Origin of the sequence: Mycolicibacterium chengduense, from assembly GCF_033741155.1 — a bacterium.
In the GTDB taxonomy this organism is placed as follows: Bacteria; Actinomycetota; Actinomycetes; order Mycobacteriales; family Mycobacteriaceae; genus Mycobacterium.
Genome location: NZ_JAWQNH010000003.1, coordinates 408,824 through 432,039, shown reverse-complemented (window position 1 = coordinate 432,039; position 23,216 = coordinate 408,824). Strand labels below are relative to the sequence as shown.

Genomic DNA, 23,216 nt, shown 5'->3' with positions numbered 1-23,216 from the left:
GATCTCCTCAACTCGTCGGTATCAGGCGGGCAGTATGGCGTCTGATGCGTTCACGGCGTGCGGTGCGGGAAATCCGCCGCGGAGCATCTCGAAGGCGTGTCCCGCGCGGAGCACCGTTGCGTCGTCGAAGTGTCGCCCGACGATCATCATCCCCACCGGTAGTCCGTCATGCTGTCCCGCCGGAATCGACAGGGCGGGATGGCCGGTCACGTTGAACGGCGCCGTGTTAGCCAGCATGCCGAGCGCTTTGGCCAGGTAGGTGGGGCGATCGACGCCGGTTTCGGGCAGGGCGGTGGCGACGTAGGGAACGGTGGGCATTACGAGTACGTCGAAGTGTTCGAGTGCGGTGTCGTAGGCCGCCATGGCTTTGGGTACCAGGTTGCGGGCCTTGCCGTAGCTCGAGCCGCCCAGGGCGGTGACACCGTGGTGACCGCAGAGCGCCACGAGCTTCACCGACTCGGAGAGCTCATCGGCGTGCGTGACTCGGTGTTGAGCGAAGTACGCCATTTGTTCGGGATCGTAGAGACCGCTTGCGTTGAGTCCGTATCCGCTGCCGTCGAGCATCTGATAGGCACCACCATCGGTCGCGATGACGTTCCATACGTGGAACGCATTGAGGTGCCACGGGATACTGACCGACTCGACGGTCGCGCCGAGGTCAGCGAACTGCGTCGCTGCTGCTCTGACGATATCGTCGACCTCAACCTGGGATGCGGCATGGCCGAACCCTTCGGACAGCACGCCGATCCTGAGTCCGGCCACGCCGGCGCCGAGTCCGCTTACGTAGTCGTCGACCGTCAGCGTGTCGGGCTGCCTCGGATCGGCTCCGTCGCGCCCGGCGATCACCGACAACATGTGCGCTGCGTCCACCACGGTGCGGGTGATCGGACCGACGTGGTCAAGAGTCCGTTCGATAGGGAACGCTCCGGTGTATGGCACGAGTCCGAAGGTCGGTTTGTGGCCGACCACTCCGCAGAACGCCGCCGGGATTCGAACGGACCCACCCTGATCTCCTCCGAGGGCCAAGTCGACGTCCCCATTGGCAACCAGGGCCGCGCTGCCACTCGAGGATCCGCCGGCCTCTCGGTCATGGCGCCACGGGTTGCGTACCGGTCCGGTGGCCGACGTGAAGCTTGAGCCGGAAAAGCACAAGTCCTCACACACAGCTTTACCGGCCACCACCACACCCGCATCGAGCAGCCGAGACACCACGGTCGCATCACGGCTCGGCGTAAAGCCCTCCAGTGATCGCGAACCGTTCATCATCGGCACGCCCGCCACGGCGATGTTGTCCTTGACGGCCAAGCTCCGAGCGACGAGTGGGCCCGCCGATGTAGTGGTACCAGAGTTGATTCGCGTCGTGACATACCATGCGCCCAAGGGGTTTTCATACGCTTCGGGGAACTGATAACCGCGGTCGGCGCAATCCGCGGACCCGGTGCCATGCAATTCGTCGACGACGTCGTAGGAGGCGAGTGCGCCGTCGATGAGTTCGGCGAATTCTTTTCGGTCGGCTGCGTCCAGATGCAGGCCGAAATGTGCCGCGGCAAGAGCGATTGCGTCGTCATCGGGCCTATCGACCGGCATAGCCCACTTCTCCATTCGTCGTCCGGGGACATGGCAGTCCCACGCCTGCTCGAGATTCGGTTCGTATTCAGTTGGATCGTCGCCGGGAAGCCCGTCGCGCCGTCACCGCATTCACGGTGGAGCTTCCCGGCGACGATCGGTCAGGGGTCGGTGGACTGTCCGGATCCGGCAACTTGGACCGGAGTGGACGGATGTGTCACACCAACAATCGTCATGCCTGTACTGATGTCGCCATCCCGAGACGGCTTGAGTCTGGTGTTGCCCAAGCAACGGCGTGGTCAGTCATCGTTCTCGCCCTCACTGTCCGACTCTTCCGCGATCGTCTCGGATTCGCTACGCAGAGTTAAGTACGCCGTGGCCTTTATGTCAATCGGTAGCGACATATTGCCGCAATTTGCTTTCCGCTCGATCGGTGCACGTGAGGAGAGTGCAGCGCGGGTCGGGCGCTAGGCAGGTCGCCGGCTAGTGCGTCATTGTCCTTGTGCTAACGCCAGATGATCTGTAGGACAACAAAAGTCACCACAGATCAGTCACCGCGGACGTGGCCGCCCGCCGCGCCACTCGGTCAGCAGGATCGGACGGCGGACCGGAACCCGCCCGCATCGCTGCGATTCGGCATGCTCAAGCAGCTTCAGGTGGACGGCCTTCTTGTCATGGTCGGCGGCCTCCGCGACGGCCCGCGCATAGGCGATGATCGCTTCGTAGGTGGTTTCGGTAAGGGAGCTCAACGGCGGTGCATGCCCCGTGACCGCGGCTCGATATCTCGCCTCGACCTCACAGTGAGTGTCGAGGAGTCCTTCGAAGTAGCCGAATGCCGACCACACGCCGTCGACATCGGCGGCGCCGATCAACTGCTGGGTGGCCTCGTCGAGAACGAGGGCCAGGGTGCGGGTGCTGGAGCGCAAACCGTAATGGGCGCATTGGCGCTCGAAGGCCACTTCGTCACTGCCGACCAGCGAGGACAGGATCAGCTCGGCGCGTGAACGGTCGATGGCCTCCAGCGCTGCGGAGAAGTCGGTGGTGCCCATCGGACGGTAGGCCTCACCGACGACCGTGCCGCCGCACTCGCCTATCACCCGCCGGGCGGCCCAATGTGCGCCGTAGGACCACGAGTATTGATGGCCGACGAGGAACCAGCGCCGGGCGTTGGTCTCCTTCATGAGAGCGGGCACTGCTGCCTGCAGTTGTTCGGAGGGGCGCTCGCCGAGCCGGACGACGCCCGCACTCGCAAAGCCGCCTTCGTTCAGCACGGTGTGAATCAGGACGATGTTGGTGCGCCGAAGCGCTGATGCCACGGCGTTGAAGGTTGCTGACGTGACGCAGGCGAAGATCGCGCGGCAGCCGCTACGCATCAAGCGCAACGCAGCTGTCGTGCCCGCCATCGAATCCGATGCATCGTCGCCGACGAGAAGTTCCGCCGTCATCCCGACGATGCCCCCGTCGGCGTTGATCTCCTCAATTGCCAACGCCGCCATGGTTTCCGTCGCCTGAGCAAATACCGCCGCCGGGCCTGACTTGCTCACCAGCAACCCGACCCGATGACTATCAGGGTGCAGCGACTGTGGCGGTCCGTACCCGCGGATGTTCGCCAGCCACGCCACACCGTCTTGCTCCAGGCTCGATTCGAGGGCCAGCCGAGTGCCGGTCCCATCGGCGAAGAAACGTACCGTCAACCGACCGCGCCACGGCTGATGATGGACGATCACGACTGATCGCCCGGGCTTGATCGCAACGATATGGCCGAGCAGTGCGATAGGCACCGTCGCCGAGCCGGATACGCCGTCCATCGGCAGCGAGACCGCTATCGCCGAACCCGGGATGAAACGGTCACACTGAATGTCCAACAGCTGTCCAGCAGTGAACTTTGCATAGGCGACGGGAACTGGCTCAGGTGTCACGATCTGAGCGGTTACAGACAGAACCGGCACGCCCACACCGCCTCGGTCAGTTCTACGGCAGTCGGGGACTAGCCATGCTTACGCGTTCGGGAAACCGCGTCGGCATCGGGGTCGGTGATTTCGACACGCGATGCCGACTCCACACCCGCGGTCAACGCACGATCGAGAACGTCACGCAAGAACATCAGCGCGTCATTGGCCGGGCCAACAGGATCGATGGCAAACAGGCGGCTTCGGCCCTCGCGACGCTCTACGATCATGCCCGACAGCTTCAGCGCCTTGAGGTGCGCAGACACCGTGGTCCGGCCCACCGAGTGGATCTGATCACTGATGAACCCGGCGCTGCACTCGCCGTGTGAGGCAAGCGTGTCAAGGATTTGTCGCCTGACCTGGTCGGCCAACGCGGCGAAGACCAGCTCTTCGTTCCGCTGCGTAGACATCTCTTGGTTTGCACCGCCCCACAAATCACCAGCACAGACATGCGTCGAACCTCATCAACATATCGAATACGGCCGGGAATGGAAAGCGCGCGGTCATAACGATCCATGGCACTGACGTTCCGCAGCCGGGCCCGCTACTGCGCGAACGCAACCTCCGGACTATGGAGAAGCGATGTGACCACACCTGGCAATCACCCCAGTTCTCATGAGGTTCGTCTTGACACGCGCCAGCAGGCGCGCACACTTATGAAGGCGGTGACCTCGGCCTCAGCTCGACCGTCAGCAATCCGGAGGTAATGGCTTGCCATACTGGTCCACCACAGACCTCAGCGTGCAGGATCAGGCTGCGTACTGGGGTGATGTCGTGTGTGAGGCGTTTACACCGTTGTCTCCCAAACGCGGTCAGACGCAACTCAATCACAGCAGTTTCGGCGAGGGTTTCCCAGGCTGGGTGAGATCGGCACCACTGGCCGAGACGAACTGCGCCGAGATCGCGTCGTGCACGCAGCTGTTGACTCACGGCCCACGTGAGGTACGTCGGTCGCCCTCCGAGGCAGTGTTCGTCAACCTGCAACTGGACGGGACATGTTACGGCGAGCAAGACGACCGCCGGTGCATCGTGCCCGCCGGCAGCTTCGCCGTGTTCGACACGACGCGGCCGTATCGACTCGAATTCATTGAGCCGGTGGCCCAAAGCAGTTGGCGTGTACTGTCGTTTCGTATCCCTCGGGATCGCTGGCAGGCCAGCGTCGGCGACCTCGACTTCACCGCGACCACCATCGACACGGACGGCGGAGCTGGTGGCGTCGCCTCGGCGATGATGGCGTCGCTGTGGCAGAATCTGCAGACCCTGGACCAGGGCGCGGCGGCGAGGCTCGAGAGTTCGTTCACCGATGTCCTTGCTGCCGTGACCGCTGTCCATAGTCGCGCCGCTCTGGAGTCCGAATACGAACACCGTGACGCCGCGCTGAGAGTGTTGGTGCGCAGGCATATTCGGATGATGATCCCGCTGGGACGGGTCACTGCCGCCGACGCCGCTCGCGCGGTGTCGATCTCGGTCCGCTCGTTGCACCGACTGTTCGAGGCAGAGTCGAGCAGCTTCGCCACGTGCGTGCGTGAGGAGCGTTTGCGCGGCGTGATGCTTGAACTCGTCACGTCGCCCAATTCGTTGCCGCTCAACAAGATCGCGGCCCGATGGGGCTTCTATGACAACTCGCATCTCACCCGGGTCTTTCAGCGCCATCTCGGCTGCACGCCGACCGAATACCGTGCCTCCGGCGGGCGGGTCGGCCAGCTTTGTCACCCCTCAGCGACCCATGTACTCGACAGCATCGGGTCGTAGTCGTCGCGCCTCATGAGCGCGTGCAGTTGGCGACGGCGCACTCCCATGTTTCCGCCGTCATACAGGGGAAAACAGAGCACGTCCTGCATGATCCCGGCGATCGGGGTTTCGTCGCCGTAGGAGTTCACTCCGACGACACGCATGGCGTCGTACACGACCTGCACGGCCAGTTCAGAGGCGAAGATCTTCACCATGTGTCCGATTTCCTCGTCTCCACCACAGGTGTGGTCGTATAGATGGCATCCCTTCCAGGTCAGGTAGCGGGCAGCTTCGATTCGCGTCTTGATGTCGACGAGCATGTACCCGGCATTCTGGTGCTCGATGATCGGGACCGACCCGGAACGCTTGTCGGCCTTGGCAAAAGCGAGTGCGTAGTCAAATGCGGCTCGCATCCGGCCGACGCACGCGGCGCCGATGATCGATGATGTCCAATTGAACGTTCTGCGCACGATCTCGATACCGTCGCCCGGCTGCCCGATGAGATGATCGGCGGGCACCCGTACGTCGTTGAAGGTGATGCGTGGTGAGATGGTCGCGCGGTGACCGACTGTGTCGATATACGACTCGACGACGACTCCGGGACTATCGCCTGGTACGACGATCACAGCCATCGATTCCGCCGGACTCAGGCTCGGATCGGTACGGCACAGCACACTGATGAGCGCAGCACCTTCCCCGTCCCAGCCCGAGCCGTTCGTGGTGAAGTGCTTGCGGCCGTTGATCACCCACTCATCACCTTCGCGCCGCGCGAACGTTTGCACACCACCGAGCGGATCGGCGCTGTCGAAGTTGGCTCCGCCGGCCACTTCGGTGAATGCCCACGCAGCCAGCAGTGCCTCGCTGCCCGCGAACCGGGGCAGAAACTTGACCTTCTGCTCATCTGTGCCGAAGTGGATGATCGGTTGTAGGCCCAGGCCGGTTCCCAACAACGCGGTCGGCACGTTGATGTCGACCCGCGTCAGTTCCTCTGCCGCCAATGCAAAATCGAGGGAAGACATCGCGGTACCGCCACAGTGAACGGGTAGCAGCGCCTTGACGAAGCCCGCATCGGCCATCTCCTGATAGAACGGTCGGATCGCGGCAAACCTCGCTTCGGGTGTATGCAGGCCGGCAATCGCTTTGTCGACGAGGCTGAGCCTTTCGTCGGCGAAGGTGCGCGCGGCCGACCGCAATGCGAGCTGGTCCTGACTCATGGTGAAGTCGATGGTCATGAACACTTCCTCCTGATACACGGGAACTGCCGGGATTCGATGAGAGTCCCGCTACAGGAAGTACGATGCGTCGGCATTGTTGCAAAAGAGGACTTTTCCCTTGTACGGACGCGCCGGGTTCGTTGTACGACTGTGCCGCGATTCAGTCGACCACCACCGATCGGTGCGGATCGACTCTGCAAAGTTGGGACCGGTAGGCGCTTCGACGGTATTCACTTGACACCATGAAGAACATCATCACCGGCGCGATCGCGACCTGCTTCGCCGCGGCAAGCCTCGGCCTGGCGGCACAGGCCAACGCTGATCTCACTCCTGGCGACTACAACCATCACAGCATCATGGCCAACGGGATCGTCACCGATAACCTGTTGCGGGTGACCAGTTGCGGTCCCGGCTGCATCTCGATCTTCAACCTCACGTCGAATGCCGATCAGGGTCAGGCATACATCCAGGGCGACCACTACGTGCTCGACCAGTTCGTTCCCGGTGGCGCATTCTGCCCCGACGGGCGACCGGTCGACGTGATAGCCCGCTCCACCTTCAACCTCGACGGTACGAACGGGCTCTATACGCTCAACGGCCCCAATCCCTGCGGAACCAGCGGCCCGGTGGGTGAGACGCGGTTCACGCTCACTCCCGCGTGAGCATCGCATTCAGCTGACCTACTGTCGCGTCGCCTAGGAATCGGCGAACGCGATCAGGAGGCCGACGCCGAGGGCGAGTGCCGCGGTCAACGAACCCAGGGCAGTGACAGCGACCGGCGATGCCGCATCCGCGGACACGAAACGGCGGTTGATGACCAACACACCCAGCGCCGAAATCGCTGCGGCGGCGGCGACGAAAAGTCTTCCTGCGAGCGGCAATTCGCCGTGTCGCAGGAGAACCAGGGCGCCGATCGCAAGGAATCCCACCGAGGTTCGTTCCCAGGCAAGTTGAGTGCGTTCGGGTTGCAGGCCCGGATCGCTGCCGCTCGTCACCATCGCGGATCACCCGGTTTGGGGCGGTGCGGCGATCAACAGGACCAGGAGCAGTGCTGCGACAAGCACCATCGCTGCCACCAGAACCGCCGGCAGGCGACTGGGCGGCAACGCAGCACCGCGGCGCATGATCTCTTGGACGTGCCGCCACCGTCGGACCGCCGCGACAGCCAAGGCGGCGCCGCCGGCGACGAGCAATATGGCGAGCAGGTGGCGGACACCATGCACCCCAAACCGGGGGACCAGCTGCACGAGGGCCACGCCACCGGCGATCAGCGCCAAGGAGGTGCGTATCCAGGCCAGAAAGGTCCGTTCATTGGCCAGGGTGAACCGATAGTCGGGTTCTCGATCGACCGAGCCAACACGGACACCATCCTGGCCGTCGTCAGCAGACATGATCAGAGCGCAGCCGCGGTGGCCGGTTGGGCCACCATCGAAGGGTGCAGGAGGCCCGCCTCGTTGAGTTTGGTGTGCTCGGATTGGCTGCGTCCGGCGTCGTGGACTCGACGATGGCGCCACCGTCACTTTTTTCTGTCACACCAACTTCTTCTCTCGATCAACTCGGCCCACCGGCAATGATGCACCTGTGAGCCTGTGTCGACCTGGAAAACGCCCTCATCCAAACGGTTGTGGATCCGAAGCTGCCGACACGGCGCTGGTTGGCCAGTGTCGTATTCACGCCAATGTCGCCCCCGGCTCCACCTCGTAACGTTCGGCTCGATGGGGTAGTGGATCTTTGGGTACTGCTGATTGTTCGAGATCTATTCTTGGTCTGCGGAGGTGTGTTCCGTTCTACTGCAACGGCTCGGGCGTGAAGGTGGCGTCGATACCGCCCACCGTCATCGTCACTTGACCTTCCAAGACCATGACCTGCGCCGCGACGCGTCGATCGACAGTCTGCGCCAGCCGCTGCACCGGTGCGTGCGGTATCTGTACCACGGACAGATTTGGCAGCTTGGAGACTTTGGGGCCCACGGTGCTCCACCAGGTGGCCACGCTGGCGGCGAATGGGAACAGCAGCACCTGCTCGGCCCGACTGACCGCTTTGCCCAAGGCTCGTTCATCGGGCTGGCCGACGATGATCCACTCCAGGATGCGATCCGTGTAGTCCGCGAGCCGCAGGTCCGGCACACCAGGGGTGGACAGACCCGCGCCGAACGTCAACTCGCCGTCGACTTCACCGAGTCGGTGTGCGCGTAATCCAAACGCCAACAACCGCACCACCATCCGCTCATCGGTCTCGCTGGGATGACGGGCCACCGTCAGGGTGTGATCGGCGTAGTAACCGTGATCGACATCGGAGACGCCGAGCTCGACTTTGAACACCGTTGCAGAAAGGGCCACGTCTAAGTGTCCACCCGCGGTGCGGTTCCTTGACACTTGGTCCGCTCGAGCGGCCTTTGTCGACTCAGCCGCCGATCGGGCTGGCCGCGGCCGCCTGCCAGGTATCTTGGCGGCGGCGGGGGATTGGCGACCACCAGGGCGCGGACCGATTTGACTCACAGGAGGCTCACAGTGACTCTGGCTCAGGGTCTTTCGCTTGCCCTGTTGGTTGTGGTCCTCGTCCTGGCCATCTGGCGAAGAATGAATATCGGCGTCCTTGCCCTGGCGGCGGCGCTGCCTGTGCTGGTGATCTCGGGGCTGCCCGTCAAGACGATGTACACCGCATTTCCCGGTGACATCTTCGTGCTCATCGCCGGGGTATCGCTGTTGTTCGCACATCTGGAGCGAAGTGGTGCGCTCGCCTGGTTTGTCGAGCAGGTGTACCGCAGAATTGGGAACCGCCGGGCGATCCTGCCGTGGGCCGGCTTCCTCATTGCCGGCGCCCTGTCGACTGCGGGCGCCTTCTCGACGGCGGTCATCGCCTTCCTTGTGCCGATGGTCGCGCACGTCAGCCTCCGCTACCGCGGCACCTTCCTGATGTCAGAACTGGCCGTGATCATCGCGGCCAACTGCGCAGGTCTGTCCCCGCTGAACCCGACCGGTGCGGTGATCCGGGCGGCAGCCACCAAGCTCAACGTGACGTTTCCCGGCTGGGGTCTGTGGGCGGTGTCCATTGGTGTCGCAGCCGCGGTGGTCGCGGTGCTCCAGACACTTGAGGCTCTCGCTCGGCGGCGGGGCGTCAACTATGAAGTCGCGCCTGCCCCCGCCGCCACAGCCGAGGAGCAGTCGCGTCCTCACGTCGCCTACATGGCCTGCTCCGCGATCGGCCTGGTTGCCTTCCTGCTGCTGGTCGTGGTGGCCAAAACCGACGTTGGGGTGACGGCGATGTTCATGGCCGCAGTGCAGCAGATTGCCTTTCGGCCCGACGAACGCGCATTGCTGGCCCGGATTCCGTGGAACTCCATTCTGCTCTTGTGTGGGCTGCTGACGTATCTGGGGTTGACCCAGGCGATCGGGACCATGGACTCGATCGCTCACATCCTGCGACACCTCGGCACCGGTGCCCTGCTGATTTTGGTCATCGCGTACCTGACAGCCTTGTTGTGCAATATCGAGAGCTCGACCATCGGAGTGCTCGGCTTGATCACGCCCATCGCGTTCGGCGCCTTCGGTCACACCGATATCGTGTTCTGGGTCACCGCCGCCGTCTGCGTGCCCGCGGCCCTGATGGTGATGAACCCCATCCACGTCGCCGGTACCCTGATCATCGGCACCAGCGCGGTCGAACACCAAGACGCCCTGTTCCGCCGCCTCCTCGCCCTCGCCGGATCGCTGGCCTTGATCATCCCGGGTCTGCTTGCGCTGATACCGATCGCGGTGGCTTGACGAGCGCGCGGTCGGCGTCGTTGCGCTCAGTCAGCCCGCGCCGTCGAACCGGGCTTCGATGCCGACGGTCTTCCGTCGCGCCGAGGTGAGAAATCACGCTTCCCATGATTTTTCCGACTCAGAACGCGACATCTCTCCACAGGCCGCGTGTTGCCTGCTCTGGATCCGCGACCACGCTCGACGTCGCGTCGAAGCGCTTGGTCGTGCGGGCGGCAACGTCATAGGCCGCCCAGCCGGGATCGCCGGTGGTGGCGAACGCGGCCCAGGCGCCGTGCATGGCTTCGGCGAGCGAGGCGGGAGGATTGGTGCCGACGAAATCCTTCGCCTGGTCCGATGACAACGTGTCGAAGCTGAACGGCACGTCGACGAAATGCGCGGCACCGAGCCGGCCGCCGAAGGCCGGTGATCGCCAGGAAAAGTTGTAATGCCACGTCTGCCGATTGCTGCTGCGGAGCTCGGCGATCCTGAGCGCCGGCATTCGGAAGGTGTAATCAGATTGCAGCGCGGCGAAGAGATCACCGAGGGTGTCATTGGCCGGGTCGGCCCGGTAGATGTCGAGCGTATCCGCCGGAAGCATCAGGTCCTCGATGAATTGGTCGATCGCTTGCTGCGAAATGCGATCGATGGCACCGCCCGGGACCAGGTAGATGCGAGCTTCTTGGTCTGTGCTGCCGACGATGACCGGCACATCGGGTTTGGGTCCGCGCGCGAGCATGTCGATCGGTGCAGCATCGAGTACGTCGCCATCGATCACCGGCAGGAAGGCGGTGCCACCGAGTGACAGCTTTCCCCACGTGGCACGGTCCTTGATGACGGTCGCCAGATTGGTGCCCGCGTCGATCAGCCTGTCAAGAGGAACACCGGCGATCCCGTCGACAGTTGGCGCGACACCAAGCCCGTTGGCGAAAACGGCGGCCAGCCGGGTCGCATCGGCGCTGGTCATTGCCTGCATGGGTGGACTTTGCATGATGACGCGGGTGAACAGCCCCTCGGTCTTGGGGGAGGCGAGCAGGATCGCGGCGCTCTCCGCACCGGCTGACTGGCCGAACAGCGTGACATTGGTTGCATCACCGCCGAAGGCCGCGATGTTGTCGCGCACCCATTCGAGTGCCGCGATCTGGTCGAGGAGGCCACGGTTGGCCGGTACCCCTTCGATCGCCATGAAGCCGTCGACACCGACGCGATAATTCATCGTCACCACCACGATGCCGTTGGCGGCGAAATGCGTGCCGTCATAGGCCGACTCGCTGGCGTCGCCGCGGACGAAAGCACCACCAGGGATCCACACCATGACGGGCAGTGCGTTGTCGCTCAGATTCGGCGTCCAGATGTTGAGCGTCAGATCGTCGGGACCACCAAACAGCACCGGTTGTGGGTCACGACTGGGTTGCGGCGGCGGCGGTCCGGAAGTGGTGGCATCGCGGATACCCCTCCACTGGGCAACCGGTCGTGGGGCTTGGAAGCGATTGGCCGCCGTGAACGGATTGGCGGCGTAGGGAACACGTTTGAACGATGCCACGCCGTTGGTGTACCTACCGCGCACGCGGCCAGATCGCAGCGCAACGACGGGTTGGTCGTCGGCCTTTGCGGGGGTGGGGCGAAGGGGCACGGCGATCACCGAGGCGATGGTGGCGGCAAGCACGGCACGGCGAGATGGAAGGAAGGACATCGCGGTCTTCGAGTCTGCGGCTGGGGAGCCATTGGCCTGGGGTCAGTTCGTTCGATCCGCAAAACCAGCAGGTAGTTCGCTGGGTGCGGCGGCGATGGCCGTCTCGTTGTCGGGGCCTACGTTCTCGATGAAGGTGATGACGGCGAACTCGGGCACGACATAAATCGGGTAGGTCGGTCCGGCGTCCCGGTAAGCGCGCATCTGGTCAAGGTGATCGTTCTGGAAGAGAACGGTTTTCGAGCCGTCCAGTTCGATCCAATGCGGGAAGAAGATGGTGCCGTGCAGGCGGCGTGCGGCGGGCATGATGTTCAGTGCGACGCTGGTGCCCGTGGGCTCATTCCACGACAGCTTGTAGTTGTCCTCGGACAACTGGACGAGATCGACAGTCTGGTCCTTGACCCACCGTCCGCCCACCATGCCGGTGTGAATTCGGTAGTCGATGGTGGTCGCGTTCTTGACGTACAACTCGTACTGCCAGCTGTTGGCATAGGTGTAGATGAAGCGACGACCGATGATGTCAGCCAGGTCTTGCGGCGGAATGGGGCTTGAGTGCGTGGGGGAGATGCTCATGCCATCCACTATTGTCATAAAATAGTTTTGTGACAATAGTATGTAATGCTTCTCTCATGACGACCGTCGCCGCGGAGACCTTGAGTCAGCTGATCGGTCCGTTACGCCGCGCACTGCTCCGTGCCACCCTGCGGTTCGATGGATTGCCGGACATACCCGACGCTCAGGTGGAACTGTTGCGGGCGATGTCGGCGAAGCCGGCCGCCACGCCTGGGAAGCTTGCCGAGGAGCTGGGACTGGCCCGCTCCACCGTCAGCAATCTCATCAAAGCACTGACCGCGGCGGGCCTGGCCACCCGCACGCTCAGTCAAACCGACGCCCGCAATATCGAAGTCGAACCCACTGCACAGGCACGCAACCTGCTGAAGCGCTACGACCGAGCCAGCTCGGATATCCTCGACCGCGCCCTGCAGAGTCTGGGCGCCGAGGACCGGCGCCGCATCGACGCCGCGATGCCGGCCCTGGGCAGGTTGCGTCGGGCGCTGGAGGATTCCCCACTCCACTGACTGCTGAGTTGAGATGAGACCTGTGTTGTAACGGGCATGTGCGTCAGGCATATCGCCACTCTTGTGGCACCATCACCAGACCGATTGTCAGGCCAGCGGCTTGAATGCCTCCGCCAGGGCCCGATAGGCGTCCAGCCGCTCGGGTCCGCGAGGCATCCCGAAGTCGGGAACGATAACTTCGTCGACGCCCTCGTCGCGCCAGATCGCCACGGCCTCGGCGATGCGTGCTGCCGGCCCGTAGACCACCGGTTGCGGCGACGACTCCGCTATGGCCTTCGCCTTGGCCTCGGATTCGGGGGAGTCAGTGACCATCACCAGGGCCTGCGTGGAGCGCCACACCGTGGCAGGATCGCGGCCCTCTTTCTCGCACGCCGCGTCCAGGGCCGCCGATCGCTCGCCGAACCCGCCCGGTGCCGACCACTGATTCCATTCTTGGGCGTACCGTGCGATCAGGCGCAACATCCGTGAGCCTGTCCCGCCCACCAGCAGTGGCAGCGGCGACTGCACCGGCTTCGGCTCGCACAGCGCGTCGCTCAGGTGGTAGTACTGCCCGTCGAACGTCGTCGTCTCGTTCGTCAGCAGCCCTGAGATCACGGCGAGCCCCTCGGCGAAGCGGTCGACCCGCTCCTTGGGCGCACCCAACTCCAACCCGTACTGCTCGTGCTCGGTGTCCTGCCAGCCAGCCCCGAGCCCGAGTGTGAACCGCCCCTTGCTGATCCGGTCCACCGTCACCGCGAGGTTGGCGACCACTGCCGGGTGCCTGAACGTCATCGACAGCACCAGGTTGGCCAGCCGAATGTTCGACGTGACGGAGGCCAGTGCGGCCATCACGGCGGTGGCCTCCAACCAGTCGCTCGTCTGCCCTGGTTTGTCGCCCGGGGACATGAAGTGATCAGCAACGTAGAGCGAATGCCAGAACCCGTCGTCGGCGAACGTCGCCAGTTCGAGCACTTCGTCCCACGGCTGAGTTGTCGACGGCCACACGGAGAATCGCACACCGCCAGTCTAGGGACCGACGCCAGAGGTGGCAGAGGGCGCCCGGAACGCACCGCAATGACGCAACGTGCGTCTGGACTCCCGCGCCTGAGGTCGGGAATCGAGCCGGGGAACACGGGGTTGGTCAGATCATGTCGAAGATGACCCGCACGGAACGCGAGACCTACCTGGCCGATCTGCACGTTGGCGTCATCGGCGTCGAACGCCCTGGTCGAGCACCGCTGACCGTACCGATCTGGTACGCCTACGAGCCCGGCGGCGAGGTTCTCGTCTCCAGCTTGGCGGGGTCGCTCAAAGCTCGCCTCATCACCGCTGCGGGGCGCTTCTCCATCACTGCTCAGGACGAGGCCTATCCGTACCGCTACGTCACTGCCGAGGGGTCTGTGACCTCGATCGAGACGGCCGACGACGCCATGATGAGCGCGATCGCCGTTCGCTACCTCGGCGAGGAGGGAGGCCGAGCTTTCGTGGAGTCGTTCGCCAGGGACAATCCTGGCGCTGAATCGCTTTTGTTCCGGATGCGACCCGAACACTGGCTCAGCGTCGACTACTCCAAAGAGACCTGAGCCGGTGTGCGCGAAGCCCAAAAGCCAATAACCGCACCACCATCCGCTCATCGGTCTTACTGGGATGACGTGCCGCGGTCAGCGCGTGATCGGCGTAATAGCCGTGATCGACATCGGAGACGCCAAGTTCGACTTTGAACACTGGCGTGCTCCGGTGAGGAATTCATCCCTGCTGCAGCAGGTTGGTGCCGGTGTGAAGAATATCGGCTTCCTGTCGTTCGGGCACTGGTCGGATGGTCCGCACTCGCGGGTGCGGACCGCGACCGATGCCCTGCTGCAGTCGGTCGAACTCGCCGTCGCAGCGGAGGAGATCGGTGCTGACGGCGCCTACTTTCGCGTGCACCACTTCGCCCAGCAGCTCGGCTCGCCTTTCCCGTTGCTGTCCGCGGCAGCTGCCCGCACCCACCGCATCGAGCTCGGAACCGGCATCATCGACATGCGCTACGAGAACCCGCTCTACATGGCAGAAACCGCGGGTGCGGCGGACCTGATCTCGGGTGGCCGGCTGCAGCTGGGCATCAGCCGCGGATCGCCCGAGCAGGTGATTGCGGGATACCGATACTTCGGTTACGCGCCCAGCGCGGACGATCCCGACGGCGGGGCGATGGCACGCGAACACACCCGGCTGTTTCTGGATGTGCTGAAGGGGGAGGGCTTCGCGCAACCCAACCCGCGTCCGATGTTTCCCAACCCGCCCGGTTTGTTGAGGATCGAGCCGCATTCGCCGGGACTGCGCGAGAGAATCTGGTGGGGCGCGGGCAGCCGCGCCACAGCCGAGTGGGCGGCGCAGCAAGGCATGAACCTGATGAGTTCCACGTTGTTGGCCGAAGACACGGGCGTGCCTTTCCATCGACTGCAGGCCGAGCAGATCCAGCGCTTCCGCGACACCTGGACGGCCGCTGGTCACGAGCGCGCACCGCGAGTCTCGGTGAGCCGCAGCATCTTCCCGATCGTCAGCGACCTGGACAGGCAGCTGTTCTGGCACAACCGAAACAGCACCGACCAGGTCGGCTTTCTCGACAGCGGAACAGCTCGCTTCGGCAAGACCTATGCGGGGGAGCCTGACAAGCTCGTTGCGGAACTTGCGGAGGACGAAGCCATCGCCGGAGCCGACACCCTGCTGCTGACAGTCCCCAACCAGCTCGGTGTCGAGTACAACGCCCATGTGATCGAGAGCCTGCTGACGGATGTCGCGCCGGAGTTGGGTTGGCGGTGAGTGTGCTCAAGCCCCGCGCGCCGAGCTCTCGCAGGACGGCGCCGTCGAGGTCGCCTACGGTTGGGGGACCGACGACGGCGACATCGTCGCGCCGCGGCTGACCGTCGCGGAGAACTGATCGGGCGGACACCATGTGGCACCTGCGGCGGGACGATTTGGACACCCTTGCCGCCGGCGCTGCGCTGCTGGGTTCGGGCGGCGGCGGCCAGCCGTACTGGTTCCGGGCGTTGGCGACCCATGCCTTCGGTGAGCGCGACGAACTGCCGGTACACGACATCGACGACCTGCCTGCCGAAGCACTGGCCATCGCCACAGGCCTGGTCGGATCGCTGCTGTCATTCCACGAACGCTCACCTGAGGGCGCCGAGTTCACCCGGGCCGTCGACCGGGTCCGCCGCGAATTCCCGGATATACCAGCGTGTGTCACCAACTACGAGAGCGCGGGCGCCAACATCTTCGCCGCCCTGGTGGTCGCGGCGGCCGGCACCTTGCCGCTGGTCGACTGCGACGGCATGGGCCGTGCGCTGTCCTGGCTGGACCAGACGACCTATGACGTCGACGGCGTGTCCATCGCGCCGTTCGTGTGCACCGACAGCTACGGGCGCACCGTCCTCTACGAAGACGTCCACGGACGTACCGCCGAAGAGTTCATCCGCGCCGCAGCGGTGTCGATGGGCGGGTGGTGCGCGTTCGCGGGCTACCCGGCGACACTCGGACGGCTGCGCACCGCCGGCATCCCCGGCACCCTGCGCCGGGCACTGGCACTGGGCCGCACGGCCGCGGACGCCGAATCGCGCGTCGTCGTCGACGCCCTGATCGAGCAGCACGGCGCCCGCCGCGTCGCCACCGGTCGGGTTGCCGACGCCCGCTGGCGCCGGATCAGTGACGGCGGTATCGGCTCGGTGGTGATCCGGGGTTCCGGCGATGCCGCGGTGGTACGCGTGGAGGCGCGCAATGAGTTCCTGATCGTCGTGGTCGACGGCGAAATCGTCGCCAGCGCACCGGAGATCATCTGTCTGATGCGTACCAGGGACGGCCGTCCGCTGCAGGCCGAGACCGTGCTGGCCACCGGGACCGAGGTCGATGTCGTGGCGCTGCCCGCCCCGCCGCGCTGGCGGGAACCGCGGTTCCACCACAAGGTGACGCCGGCCGCCTTCGGGGTGATCGGTGTCTGACATCGCGACCGTGCGGGACGTGCTCGCCCTGGCCGACCTCGCCGGTGCCGAGGTACTGGGCGGGGCAGCCGGATTGGACCGGCCCGCGCACGATGCCCACATCGTCGCCCCACGCGCCGAGCGCACGGTGCCCGAGCACAGCGTCGCGTTCCTCACCTCCGCCGACAGCCTCGCCACCGAGCTGTCGCTGCCCGGCTTCGCCGAACGCCAGACGGCCGCCGTCATCGTCGACCACGACGTCCTGGTCTCCACCCGCTGGCTGGCCGACCGGTTCGGCTTACCGCTGGTGCGACTGCCGGCCGACCGCTGGGAAACCGCCCTGGCCGTTCGCGTCCACCTGCGCCGGCCGCTGGCCGAGCGGGGCCTCCAGTGTGCGGACGCAGCGGCGCGGTTGGCGCTGGCCGACACCCCGTCGAGTGTGGCGACGACATTGGCCGGCGTGCTCGGTCATCCGGTCAGCGTGCTGGGACCGTCGGGCGTCGTACTCGCTGGGCCGGGCGGTGAACCGAACGGCACCATCATCGCATCCACACCGCCGGGTCGCGAGGGCGGTTCGCGGCTCACCTGTGCGGTACACGCACCGAGTGGCCTGTCCGACAGCCACGTCGAGACCATCCGTGCGGTCGCAGGTCTCGGCCTGCTGCGGTTGTCGGCCTGGGCGGCCCGGTCGTCGTTGTCGGCGGCCTGGGACCAGGCGAGCCAGGGCGCGCTGCTCACCCACCTGCTCACCACCGGGGCCCTCGACGGCCCCCGCGCCGAGCAGGCGGTCGCACTGGGGTGGCAGCTGGAAGGGTTCCACACCGCGGTCATGGTGCGACCCGAGGACGCCAGGGTCGATCGCTCTCTGGTCTTGACCGCACTGCAGAACGCGCTCGTCGCCGCCGGTCTGACGGTGCCTGCGGTGCCGCTGGCCGAGGGCTGGGTCTGGTGGACCAGCACCCCGGCTCGGCCCACTGACGCGCAGCAGGCATTGCGGGCCAACGAGGTTCGCCAGATCGTCGCCGACCTGGCCGAGCACGACATCGCGGCGGGTGTGGCCGGCGCGGACTACGGCGTCGCCGGGCTGGTGCGCGCCATCGACGATGCGGCACGGCTATGCCGGATCGCCGGGCACGCCCCCGGGCGGCGTCCGGTCGAGACTGCCAGCGACGCGAACCCGCGCCAGTACCTGCTGACCGCGGTCACCGATGAACAGGCCCGGCACCGCGCGCAGTTGCTGCTGGAGCCGCTGCGGTCGGCGGCCGACGATGCCCTGCTCGACACGCTCAACGTGTACCTGTTGTCGGAATGCTCCACGGCGGCGGCGGCGCGACGGCTGGGTGTGCACCGCAACTCGGTGCTCAAGCGGCTCGACCGCATCCGGTCGCTGCTCGGCGTCGACCTCGACGACGACGACACCCGGCTGGCCCTGCGCATCGCCTGCCGGGCCTTGTGATTCGCCGCAACACCGACGTCACCGCCGGTAACGCACCACGTCCGACCCGCACTCAGAAGTGCACGCCAGGTGTGCACTGTGCCCACTGACGGCACCGCTGCGGCGTCGTAGCCTCAGCCGTCATGACCACCGAAAACGTCTCGGTCGTCGCACCCGTGTCGGAGCACGGTGACGACTATGCGCTCACCCGCGTGCCCGCCGAGGCGCGCCATCACTGGTTCAGCGTGTGCATCCAGCGCTTCGGGCAGCTGTCTTGCCTGTCGCAATTCATGCTCGGCGCCGCGCTCGGGTTCGGGATGACCTTCACCAACGCGATCCTGGCCGTGGTGCTCGGCGCGGTCATCCTCGAAGTCGTCGGCGTCTTCACCGGCATCATCGGGCAGCGCGAAGGCTTGTCGACATCGGTCATCGCCCGCTGGACGGGTTTCGGCCGGTGGGGGTCGGGGCTCATCGGTATTGTCATCGCGCTCAGCCTCACCGGCTGGTTCGGCGTGCAGACCGCGGTCTCGGCTGAAAGCCTCAAGACCATCATCCCGGTGGGACCGATCTGGCTGTGGTCGCTGTTGTTCGGGCTGGCGGTCACCGCCATCGTGGTCTACGGATTCAACTCGATGGCGTGGGTGGCGTACGTGACCGTGCCGGCGTTCATCCTGCTGGCCGGCTATCTGGTGATCGCGAAGCTCACCGAATACGACCTCCATTCGCTGATCTCGGGTCCGCCGGCAGGGCCGGTACTGTCGCTGGGCGCCGGTGCGACCCTGGTGGCCGGCGGCTTCATCGTCGGCATGGTCACCACCCCGGACATGACGCGGTTCAACCGCAGCGCCCGCGACGTGGTGAAGCAGACCCTGCTGGGTGTGACCCTGGGCGAGCTGGTCATGTGCCTGGCCGGGGTGCTGCTCGCACATGCGCTGCGCACCGACAGCGTGGTGGACATCGTCACCAGTAGTTCGGGTTTCGTCGGCACGCTGATCATCGTGTCCGGCACGCTCAAGATCAACGACTGGAATCTCTACTCGTCGACTCTCGGGATCGTCAACGCCCTGCAGACCTCCTTCGGCGTGGTGGTGAACCGTCGCATCGTCACGATCATCGTCGGGATCGCCGGATCCGTGCTCGCAGCGCTCGGTATCCTCGACCACTTCATCGACTTCCTCACCGTGCTCGGCGTGGTCATCCCGCCGATCGCCGGCATCATGGCCACCGAGTACTTCCTGGTGCGGACGTGGCGCGCCGAACTCGACCGCAGTGCCGCCGGCCTGCCCGCGCAGGAGCCGACCCTGATCATCGGGACGCTGGTGGTGTGGTTGGTTGCCGCCGCCGTGGGTTATTACGTCACCTGGGGTATCTCGTCGCTCAACTCGCTGGTCGTCGCGATGGTGGGCTACTTCCTGTTCGCCAAAGTCGGTCTGCTGAAACCCCTTTCGATTCAGCCGTCGCGATTCGGGGCCGCCGCGTGATCATCGGCATCGACGTCGGCGGCACCAACACCGACGCTGTCCTGCTCGACGACGGCGTCGTGATCGCCGGAACGAAGACCCCGACCACCGCCGATGTCACCTCGGGTATCACTGCCGCCGTAGGCCGGTTGCGGGAGCTCTCCGGTGCGGATGTCGGCACCGCCACCGCGGTGATGATCGGCACCACCCACTTCGTCAACGCGCTCGTCGAGGGTCAGCGGCTGAGTCCGACTGCGGTCATCCGGCTGGGGTTGCCAGCCGGCTCCGGTCTGCCGCCGCTGGTGGGCTGGCCGGCCCGGATGGTCGGGGCGATCGCCGGTCAGGCCTACATGGTGCACGGCGGCCATGAATTCGACGGCCGGGTGATCAGCGACCTGCGACCGAACGAACTGCTCGACGCGGTCGACAAAGCGTTGTCCAACGGCGCGCAGAGCATCGCGATTTCGTCGATCTACTCGCCGGTCAACGCGGAGTTCGAATTGCTCGCCGAGGATCTGATCGCTCAGAAACATCCCGGCGTGCCGGTCACCCTGTCCCATCAGATCGGCCGGCTGGGGCTGCTCGAACGGGAGAACGCCGCGGTAATCAACGCCGCGCTGCGCGGGCTGGCGCGCGACATCAGTGCGGCGTTGACGAAGGCCATGCGCGACCTGGGCATCGATGCACCACTGTTCGTCTCGCAGAACGACGGCACGGTCATGGACCTGGACTTCACCCGCCGCTATCCGGTGAACACGTTCGCCTCGGGGCCGACCAACTCGATGCGCGGTGCGGCGTTCCTGTCCGGACTCGCCGAATGCGTCGTCGTCGATGTCGGCGGCACCACCACCGACGTCGGGGTACTGCAAAACGGCTATCCGCGGGAAGCCGCCCTCGAGGTCGAGGTCGAGGGCATCCGCACGAATTTCCGGATGCCGGACGTACTTTCGGTCGGGCTGGGCGGCGGGTCGCGGGTACGCGAGGGCGGTCACGGTGGCCCTGACGGCATCACGGTGGGCCCCGATTCGGTCGGCTACCGCATCGGCTCCGAGGCGGTGGTGTTCGGCGGTTCGACGTTGACGGCCACCGACATCGTGGTCGCCGCCGGATTGGCCGACGTCGGTGACGCGACGCTGGTGGCCGGTATCGGTGACGCACAGATCGGGGCGGCACTGGCCGCCGTGCGGCGGATCCTGACCGACACCGTCGACCGGATGCGGACCTCCGCCGACCCGGTCGACGTGGTGGCTGTCGGCGGCGGCTCGATTCTCGTTCCGGCGCAACTGGATTGCGCACGCAGCGTGCACCGGCCGGAGAACTTCGCGGTCGCCAACGCCATCGGCGCGGCCATCGCGCAGGTCGGCGGCGAGGTCGACCGGATCTTCAGCGTGCCTGCCGGCCGACGCGAGGCGGTGCTCGACACCGCCAAACAGGAGGCAGTCGACCGGGCAATGGCGGCGGGCGCGGCCCCGACGTCCATTCAGATCGTGGAGGTGGACGAGGTGCCGTTGGCCTACTTGCCGGGCAACGCGGTGCGGATCCGAGTCAAGGCTGTCGGGGATCTGCCGATGGGAGCTCAGGCGTGAGCCGCAAGCTGACGCCGGAGATGTTGGCGGACATGGCGGCCGGCGCGGCGATCATGGCGACCGGCGGCGGGGGAGACCCCCTGGTGGGCCGGTTGTTGGTGCAGCAGGCCCTCGACGAGGGACTGACAGTCGAGATCGTCGACCCGGACGAGTTGGACGATGACGACTTCGTCATCTCGACCGCGATGATGGGCGCCCCCAGCGTGGTCGTCGAGAAGCTGTCGAACGGCAGCGAGGCGGTGACGTCGTTGCGGACGCTGGAGGCGCATCTCGGCCGGACCGCCGACGCGACGGTGCCGATGGAGTGCGGCGGGCTGAACTCGATGATCCCGCTGCTGGTGGCCGCCCGGGCCGGTATTCCAGTGGTCGACGCCGACGGGATGGGCCGGGCGTTCCCCGAACTGCAGATGGAGACGTTCGGCGTCTACGGCATCGCCGGGTCACCGCTGGTGATCGCCGACGAGAAAGGCGACACGGTCCTCGTCGACACCGGCGACGACAACGTCCGGATGGAGCGCTTGGCGCGGGTGGTCACCGTCGAGATGGGCGGCGCCTCGTTCATCGCCGAGTACCCGATGAGCGGTGCCGACCTCAAGCACACGGGCATCCCGCGCACGCTGTCGCTGGCAGCGCAGATCGGCCGCGCGATCCGAGAGGCACGGGCAGCGCACGCCGACCCGTTCGCGGCGCTGGTCGCCGCGGTCCGCGACTCGATCTACGGCTACGCGACGTCGCTGCTGGAAGGCAAGATCGTCGATGTCGAGCGGTCGGTGGTCGGGGGCTTCACCCAGGGCCGGGTCACGTTGGCCCCGTTCGACGGGGGTGAACTGCTCACCATCGACTTCCGCAACGAGAACGTCGTGGCGCGCCGCGGCGAGCGCGTCGTCGCGGTCGTCCCCGATCTGATCACGGTGCTCGACCTGGAGACCTGCACGGCGATCACCAGCGAAGCACTGCGATTCGGTCAGCGGGTACGCGTCGTCGGCATCGCCACCCCGCAGATCATGCGCACGCCGGAGGCGCTGGCGGTGTGGGGGCCGCACGCATTCGGCATTGACCACCCGTGGGTACCGCTGGAGGAGTTGACCGCCGACCAGACGCCACGCGACAGCCAGCTCATTTCGCTACCCGCGCCACCGTCGCAGTAAGCCTCGAGCGTTTTGTCTCACGCGTGGTGTGGCCGAGTGAGCAGTGCATCAGACGCTGTAGGTCAACATGATCATGCCGAGTAGAAGCGTCCAGCAGCCCACGATGAGCACCAGGGCCGTGGCAATTGGCCGCAGAGAACGGCTGCCACGCATGCCCACTAGCTGATAACGATGGGTGAGAACGGCTGCAGCAAGGCCGATCACCAGCACCGCCGGCACCGATATGTACCAAGTCTGCCAACACCACACCGGCGCCCAAAACGCGAGTAGCAGTGCGACCACACCGACTACTTCCGACACCGAAGACATTTCATCGGCGGTGATGACCGCGAAAACCGCGGTAAACACCAGCGTCATGGCACCGGCGGCACCCACAAGACACAACAGAACACGGACGATCGAGGGGCGACCTGACAACACGCGACCATGCACATTTCCGGAAGGCTCGGCCGTCACGCCGGGGCAAGCCCTAGCGTGCCCGATCGATACGAATGTGTCGATCCTCCCAGATGGCGCGAGGCACCGTGGATGACGCCGACCGTGCTGCGCGGCGGAGTAATGGGTGCGTGCCGGCCGCTCACCGAGCGCCCGGCGGCGGGAGTTGACCGTCGGTGCAGTCGGGCCCGACTGGATGCTCGATATGCGCCCGCGGCGCGTCGTAACCAACGATGAGGGAGTTCGGCGGC

The 23,216-nt window shown here is 65.5% G+C and carries 23 protein-coding genes and 1 pseudogene; 12 read left to right on the top strand and 12 right to left on the bottom strand.

The window, feature by feature from the left end:
• Positions 1-21 precede the first annotated feature (21 nt).
• The 3 genes from SBI67_RS12510 to SBI67_RS12500 form a co-directional block, all read right to left on the bottom strand.
• The gene (locus tag SBI67_RS12510; RefSeq protein ID WP_318980861.1) at positions 22-1,587 is read right to left on the bottom strand and encodes an amidase; all 1,566 of its coding nucleotides are present in this window, start codon (positions 1,585-1,587) and stop codon (positions 22-24) included.
• A 530-nt stretch (positions 1,588-2,117) separates the two neighbouring features.
• Positions 2,118-3,521: an ABC transporter substrate-binding protein gene (locus SBI67_RS12505; protein ID WP_318980860.1), complete on the bottom strand. Its 1,404-nt coding sequence runs from the start codon at positions 3,519-3,521 to the stop codon at positions 2,118-2,120.
• Positions 3,522-3,553: 32 nt separating this feature from the next.
• Positions 3,554-3,925: an ArsR/SmtB family transcription factor gene (locus SBI67_RS12500; RefSeq protein ID WP_318980859.1), complete on the bottom strand. Its 372-nt coding sequence runs from the start codon at positions 3,923-3,925 to the stop codon at positions 3,554-3,556.
• Between the two features lie 331 nt (positions 3,926-4,256).
• On the opposite strand from SBI67_RS12500, the gene SBI67_RS12495 reads away from it, so the two are divergent.
• Entirely contained in the window at positions 4,257-5,267 is a 1,011-nt protein-coding gene (locus SBI67_RS12495) for an AraC-like ligand-binding domain-containing protein (protein WP_318980858.1), read from the top strand.
• Here SBI67_RS12495 and SBI67_RS12490 read toward each other — a convergent pair.
• Positions 5,225-6,478, bottom strand: coding sequence for an acyl-CoA dehydrogenase family protein (locus SBI67_RS12490; protein ID WP_318980857.1), 1,254 nt, complete (start codon positions 6,476-6,478; stop codon positions 5,225-5,227). The genes SBI67_RS12495 and SBI67_RS12490 overlap by 43 nt on opposite strands.
• Before the next feature lie 224 nt (positions 6,479-6,702).
• Between SBI67_RS12490 and SBI67_RS12485 the strand changes: the two genes are divergently transcribed.
• Complete coding sequence (locus tag SBI67_RS12485) at positions 6,703-7,122, top strand: hypothetical protein (protein WP_318980856.1); 420 nt, start codon at positions 6,703-6,705, stop codon at positions 7,120-7,122.
• 33 nt (positions 7,123-7,155) lie between these two features.
• On the opposite strand, the gene SBI67_RS12480 is transcribed toward SBI67_RS12485, so the two are convergent.
• The 3 genes from SBI67_RS12480 to SBI67_RS12470 all read right to left on the bottom strand — a co-directional run bounded on the left by SBI67_RS12480 (position 7,156) and on the right by SBI67_RS12470 (position 8,799).
• Positions 7,156-7,458, bottom strand: coding sequence for a DUF202 domain-containing protein (locus SBI67_RS12480; RefSeq protein ID WP_318980855.1), 303 nt, complete (start codon positions 7,456-7,458; stop codon positions 7,156-7,158).
• A 6-nt stretch (positions 7,459-7,464) separates the two neighbouring features.
• On the bottom strand, positions 7,465-7,851 hold the full coding sequence (locus SBI67_RS12475) for a YidH family protein (protein WP_318980854.1): 387 nt from the start codon (positions 7,849-7,851) through the stop codon (positions 7,465-7,467).
• A gap of 396 nt (positions 7,852-8,247) precedes the next feature.
• On the bottom strand, positions 8,248-8,799 hold the full coding sequence (locus SBI67_RS12470; protein WP_318980853.1) for a YaeQ family protein: 552 nt from the start codon (positions 8,797-8,799) through the stop codon (positions 8,248-8,250).
• Positions 8,800-8,970: 171 nt separating this feature from the next.
• Here SBI67_RS12470 and SBI67_RS12465 point away from each other — a divergent pair, with 171 nt between their 5' ends.
• Positions 8,971-10,224, top strand: coding sequence for an SLC13 family permease (locus SBI67_RS12465; RefSeq protein ID WP_318980852.1), 1,254 nt, complete (start codon positions 8,971-8,973; stop codon positions 10,222-10,224).
• A 118-nt stretch (positions 10,225-10,342) separates the two neighbouring features.
• Here SBI67_RS12465 and SBI67_RS12460 read toward each other — a convergent pair whose 3' ends face one another.
• Together SBI67_RS12460 and SBI67_RS12455 are read right to left on the bottom strand one after the other, a co-directional pair.
• Positions 10,343-11,842: a carboxylesterase/lipase family protein gene (locus SBI67_RS12460; RefSeq protein ID WP_318980851.1), complete on the bottom strand. Its 1,500-nt coding sequence runs from the start codon at positions 11,840-11,842 to the stop codon at positions 10,343-10,345.
• Between the two features lie 93 nt (positions 11,843-11,935).
• Positions 11,936-12,463: a phenolic acid decarboxylase gene (locus tag SBI67_RS12455; RefSeq protein ID WP_318981320.1), complete on the bottom strand. Its 528-nt coding sequence runs from the start codon at positions 12,461-12,463 to the stop codon at positions 11,936-11,938.
• Positions 12,464-12,519: 56 nt separating this feature from the next.
• Here SBI67_RS12455 and SBI67_RS12450 point away from each other — a divergent pair, with 56 nt between their 5' ends.
• A complete protein-coding gene (locus tag SBI67_RS12450) occupies positions 12,520-12,969 on the top strand; it encodes a MarR family winged helix-turn-helix transcriptional regulator (protein WP_318980850.1) in 450 nt (149 codons plus the stop codon).
• Positions 12,970-13,056: 87 nt separating this feature from the next.
• On the opposite strand, the gene SBI67_RS12445 is transcribed toward SBI67_RS12450, so the two are convergent.
• On the bottom strand, positions 13,057-13,965 hold the full coding sequence (locus SBI67_RS12445; RefSeq protein ID WP_318980849.1) for an LLM class flavin-dependent oxidoreductase: 909 nt from the start codon (positions 13,963-13,965) through the stop codon (positions 13,057-13,059).
• 131 nt (positions 13,966-14,096) lie between these two features.
• Between SBI67_RS12445 and SBI67_RS12440 the strand changes: the two genes are divergently transcribed.
• Positions 14,097-14,531, top strand: a complete 435-nt coding sequence (locus SBI67_RS12440; RefSeq protein ID WP_318980848.1) for a pyridoxamine 5'-phosphate oxidase family protein — start codon at positions 14,097-14,099, stop codon at positions 14,529-14,531.
• Here the strand turns inward: SBI67_RS12440 and SBI67_RS12435 are convergent.
• Positions 14,530-14,694 (bottom strand): annotated as a pseudogene (locus SBI67_RS12435) (YaeQ family protein); the annotation flags it as partial. The gene SBI67_RS12440 and the pseudogene SBI67_RS12435 overlap by 2 nt on opposite strands.
• Positions 14,695-14,724: 30 nt before the next feature.
• Between SBI67_RS12435 and SBI67_RS12430 the strand changes: the two are divergent.
• The 7 genes from SBI67_RS12430 (at position 14,725) to SBI67_RS12400 (ending at position 22,530) form a co-directional block, all read left to right on the top strand.
• Positions 14,725-15,747 (top strand): LLM class flavin-dependent oxidoreductase, encoded by a 1,023-nt coding sequence (locus SBI67_RS12430; protein ID WP_318981319.1) that lies wholly within the window; start codon positions 14,725-14,727, stop codon positions 15,745-15,747.
• Complete coding sequence (locus SBI67_RS12425; protein ID WP_318980847.1) at positions 15,719-15,865, top strand: hypothetical protein; 147 nt, start codon at positions 15,719-15,721, stop codon at positions 15,863-15,865. The genes SBI67_RS12430 and SBI67_RS12425 overlap by 29 nt, the downstream gene beginning before the upstream one ends.
• A 13-nt stretch (positions 15,866-15,878) precedes the next feature.
• A complete protein-coding gene (locus SBI67_RS12420) occupies positions 15,879-16,922 on the top strand; it encodes an S-methyl thiohydantoin desulfurase family protein (RefSeq protein ID WP_318980846.1) in 1,044 nt (347 codons plus the stop codon).
• Positions 16,915-18,357, top strand: a complete 1,443-nt coding sequence (locus SBI67_RS12415) for a helix-turn-helix domain-containing protein (RefSeq protein WP_318980845.1) — start codon at positions 16,915-16,917, stop codon at positions 18,355-18,357. The genes SBI67_RS12420 and SBI67_RS12415 overlap by 8 nt, the downstream gene beginning before the upstream one ends.
• Positions 18,358-18,479: 122 nt before the next feature.
• Positions 18,480-19,817 (top strand): purine-cytosine permease family protein, encoded by a 1,338-nt coding sequence (locus SBI67_RS12410; RefSeq protein ID WP_318980844.1) that lies wholly within the window; start codon positions 18,480-18,482, stop codon positions 19,815-19,817.
• Positions 19,814-21,382 carry a hydantoinase/oxoprolinase N-terminal domain-containing protein gene (locus SBI67_RS12405; RefSeq protein ID WP_318980843.1) on the top strand — a complete coding sequence of 523 codons (1,569 nt, stop codon included), beginning with the start codon at positions 19,814-19,816 and terminating at the stop codon, positions 21,380-21,382. The genes SBI67_RS12410 and SBI67_RS12405 overlap by 4 nt, the downstream gene beginning before the upstream one ends.
• The gene (locus SBI67_RS12400; protein ID WP_318980842.1) at positions 21,379-22,530 is read left to right on the top strand and encodes an S-methyl thiohydantoin desulfurase family protein; all 1,152 of its coding nucleotides are present in this window, start codon (positions 21,379-21,381) and stop codon (positions 22,528-22,530) included. The genes SBI67_RS12405 and SBI67_RS12400 overlap by 4 nt, the downstream gene beginning before the upstream one ends.
• 48 nt (positions 22,531-22,578) lie before the next feature.
• On the opposite strand, the gene SBI67_RS12395 is transcribed toward SBI67_RS12400, so the two are convergent.
• Positions 22,579-22,986 (bottom strand): hypothetical protein, encoded by a 408-nt coding sequence (locus SBI67_RS12395; RefSeq protein ID WP_318980841.1) that lies wholly within the window; start codon positions 22,984-22,986, stop codon positions 22,579-22,581.
• Positions 22,987-23,216: the final 230 nt, after the last annotated feature.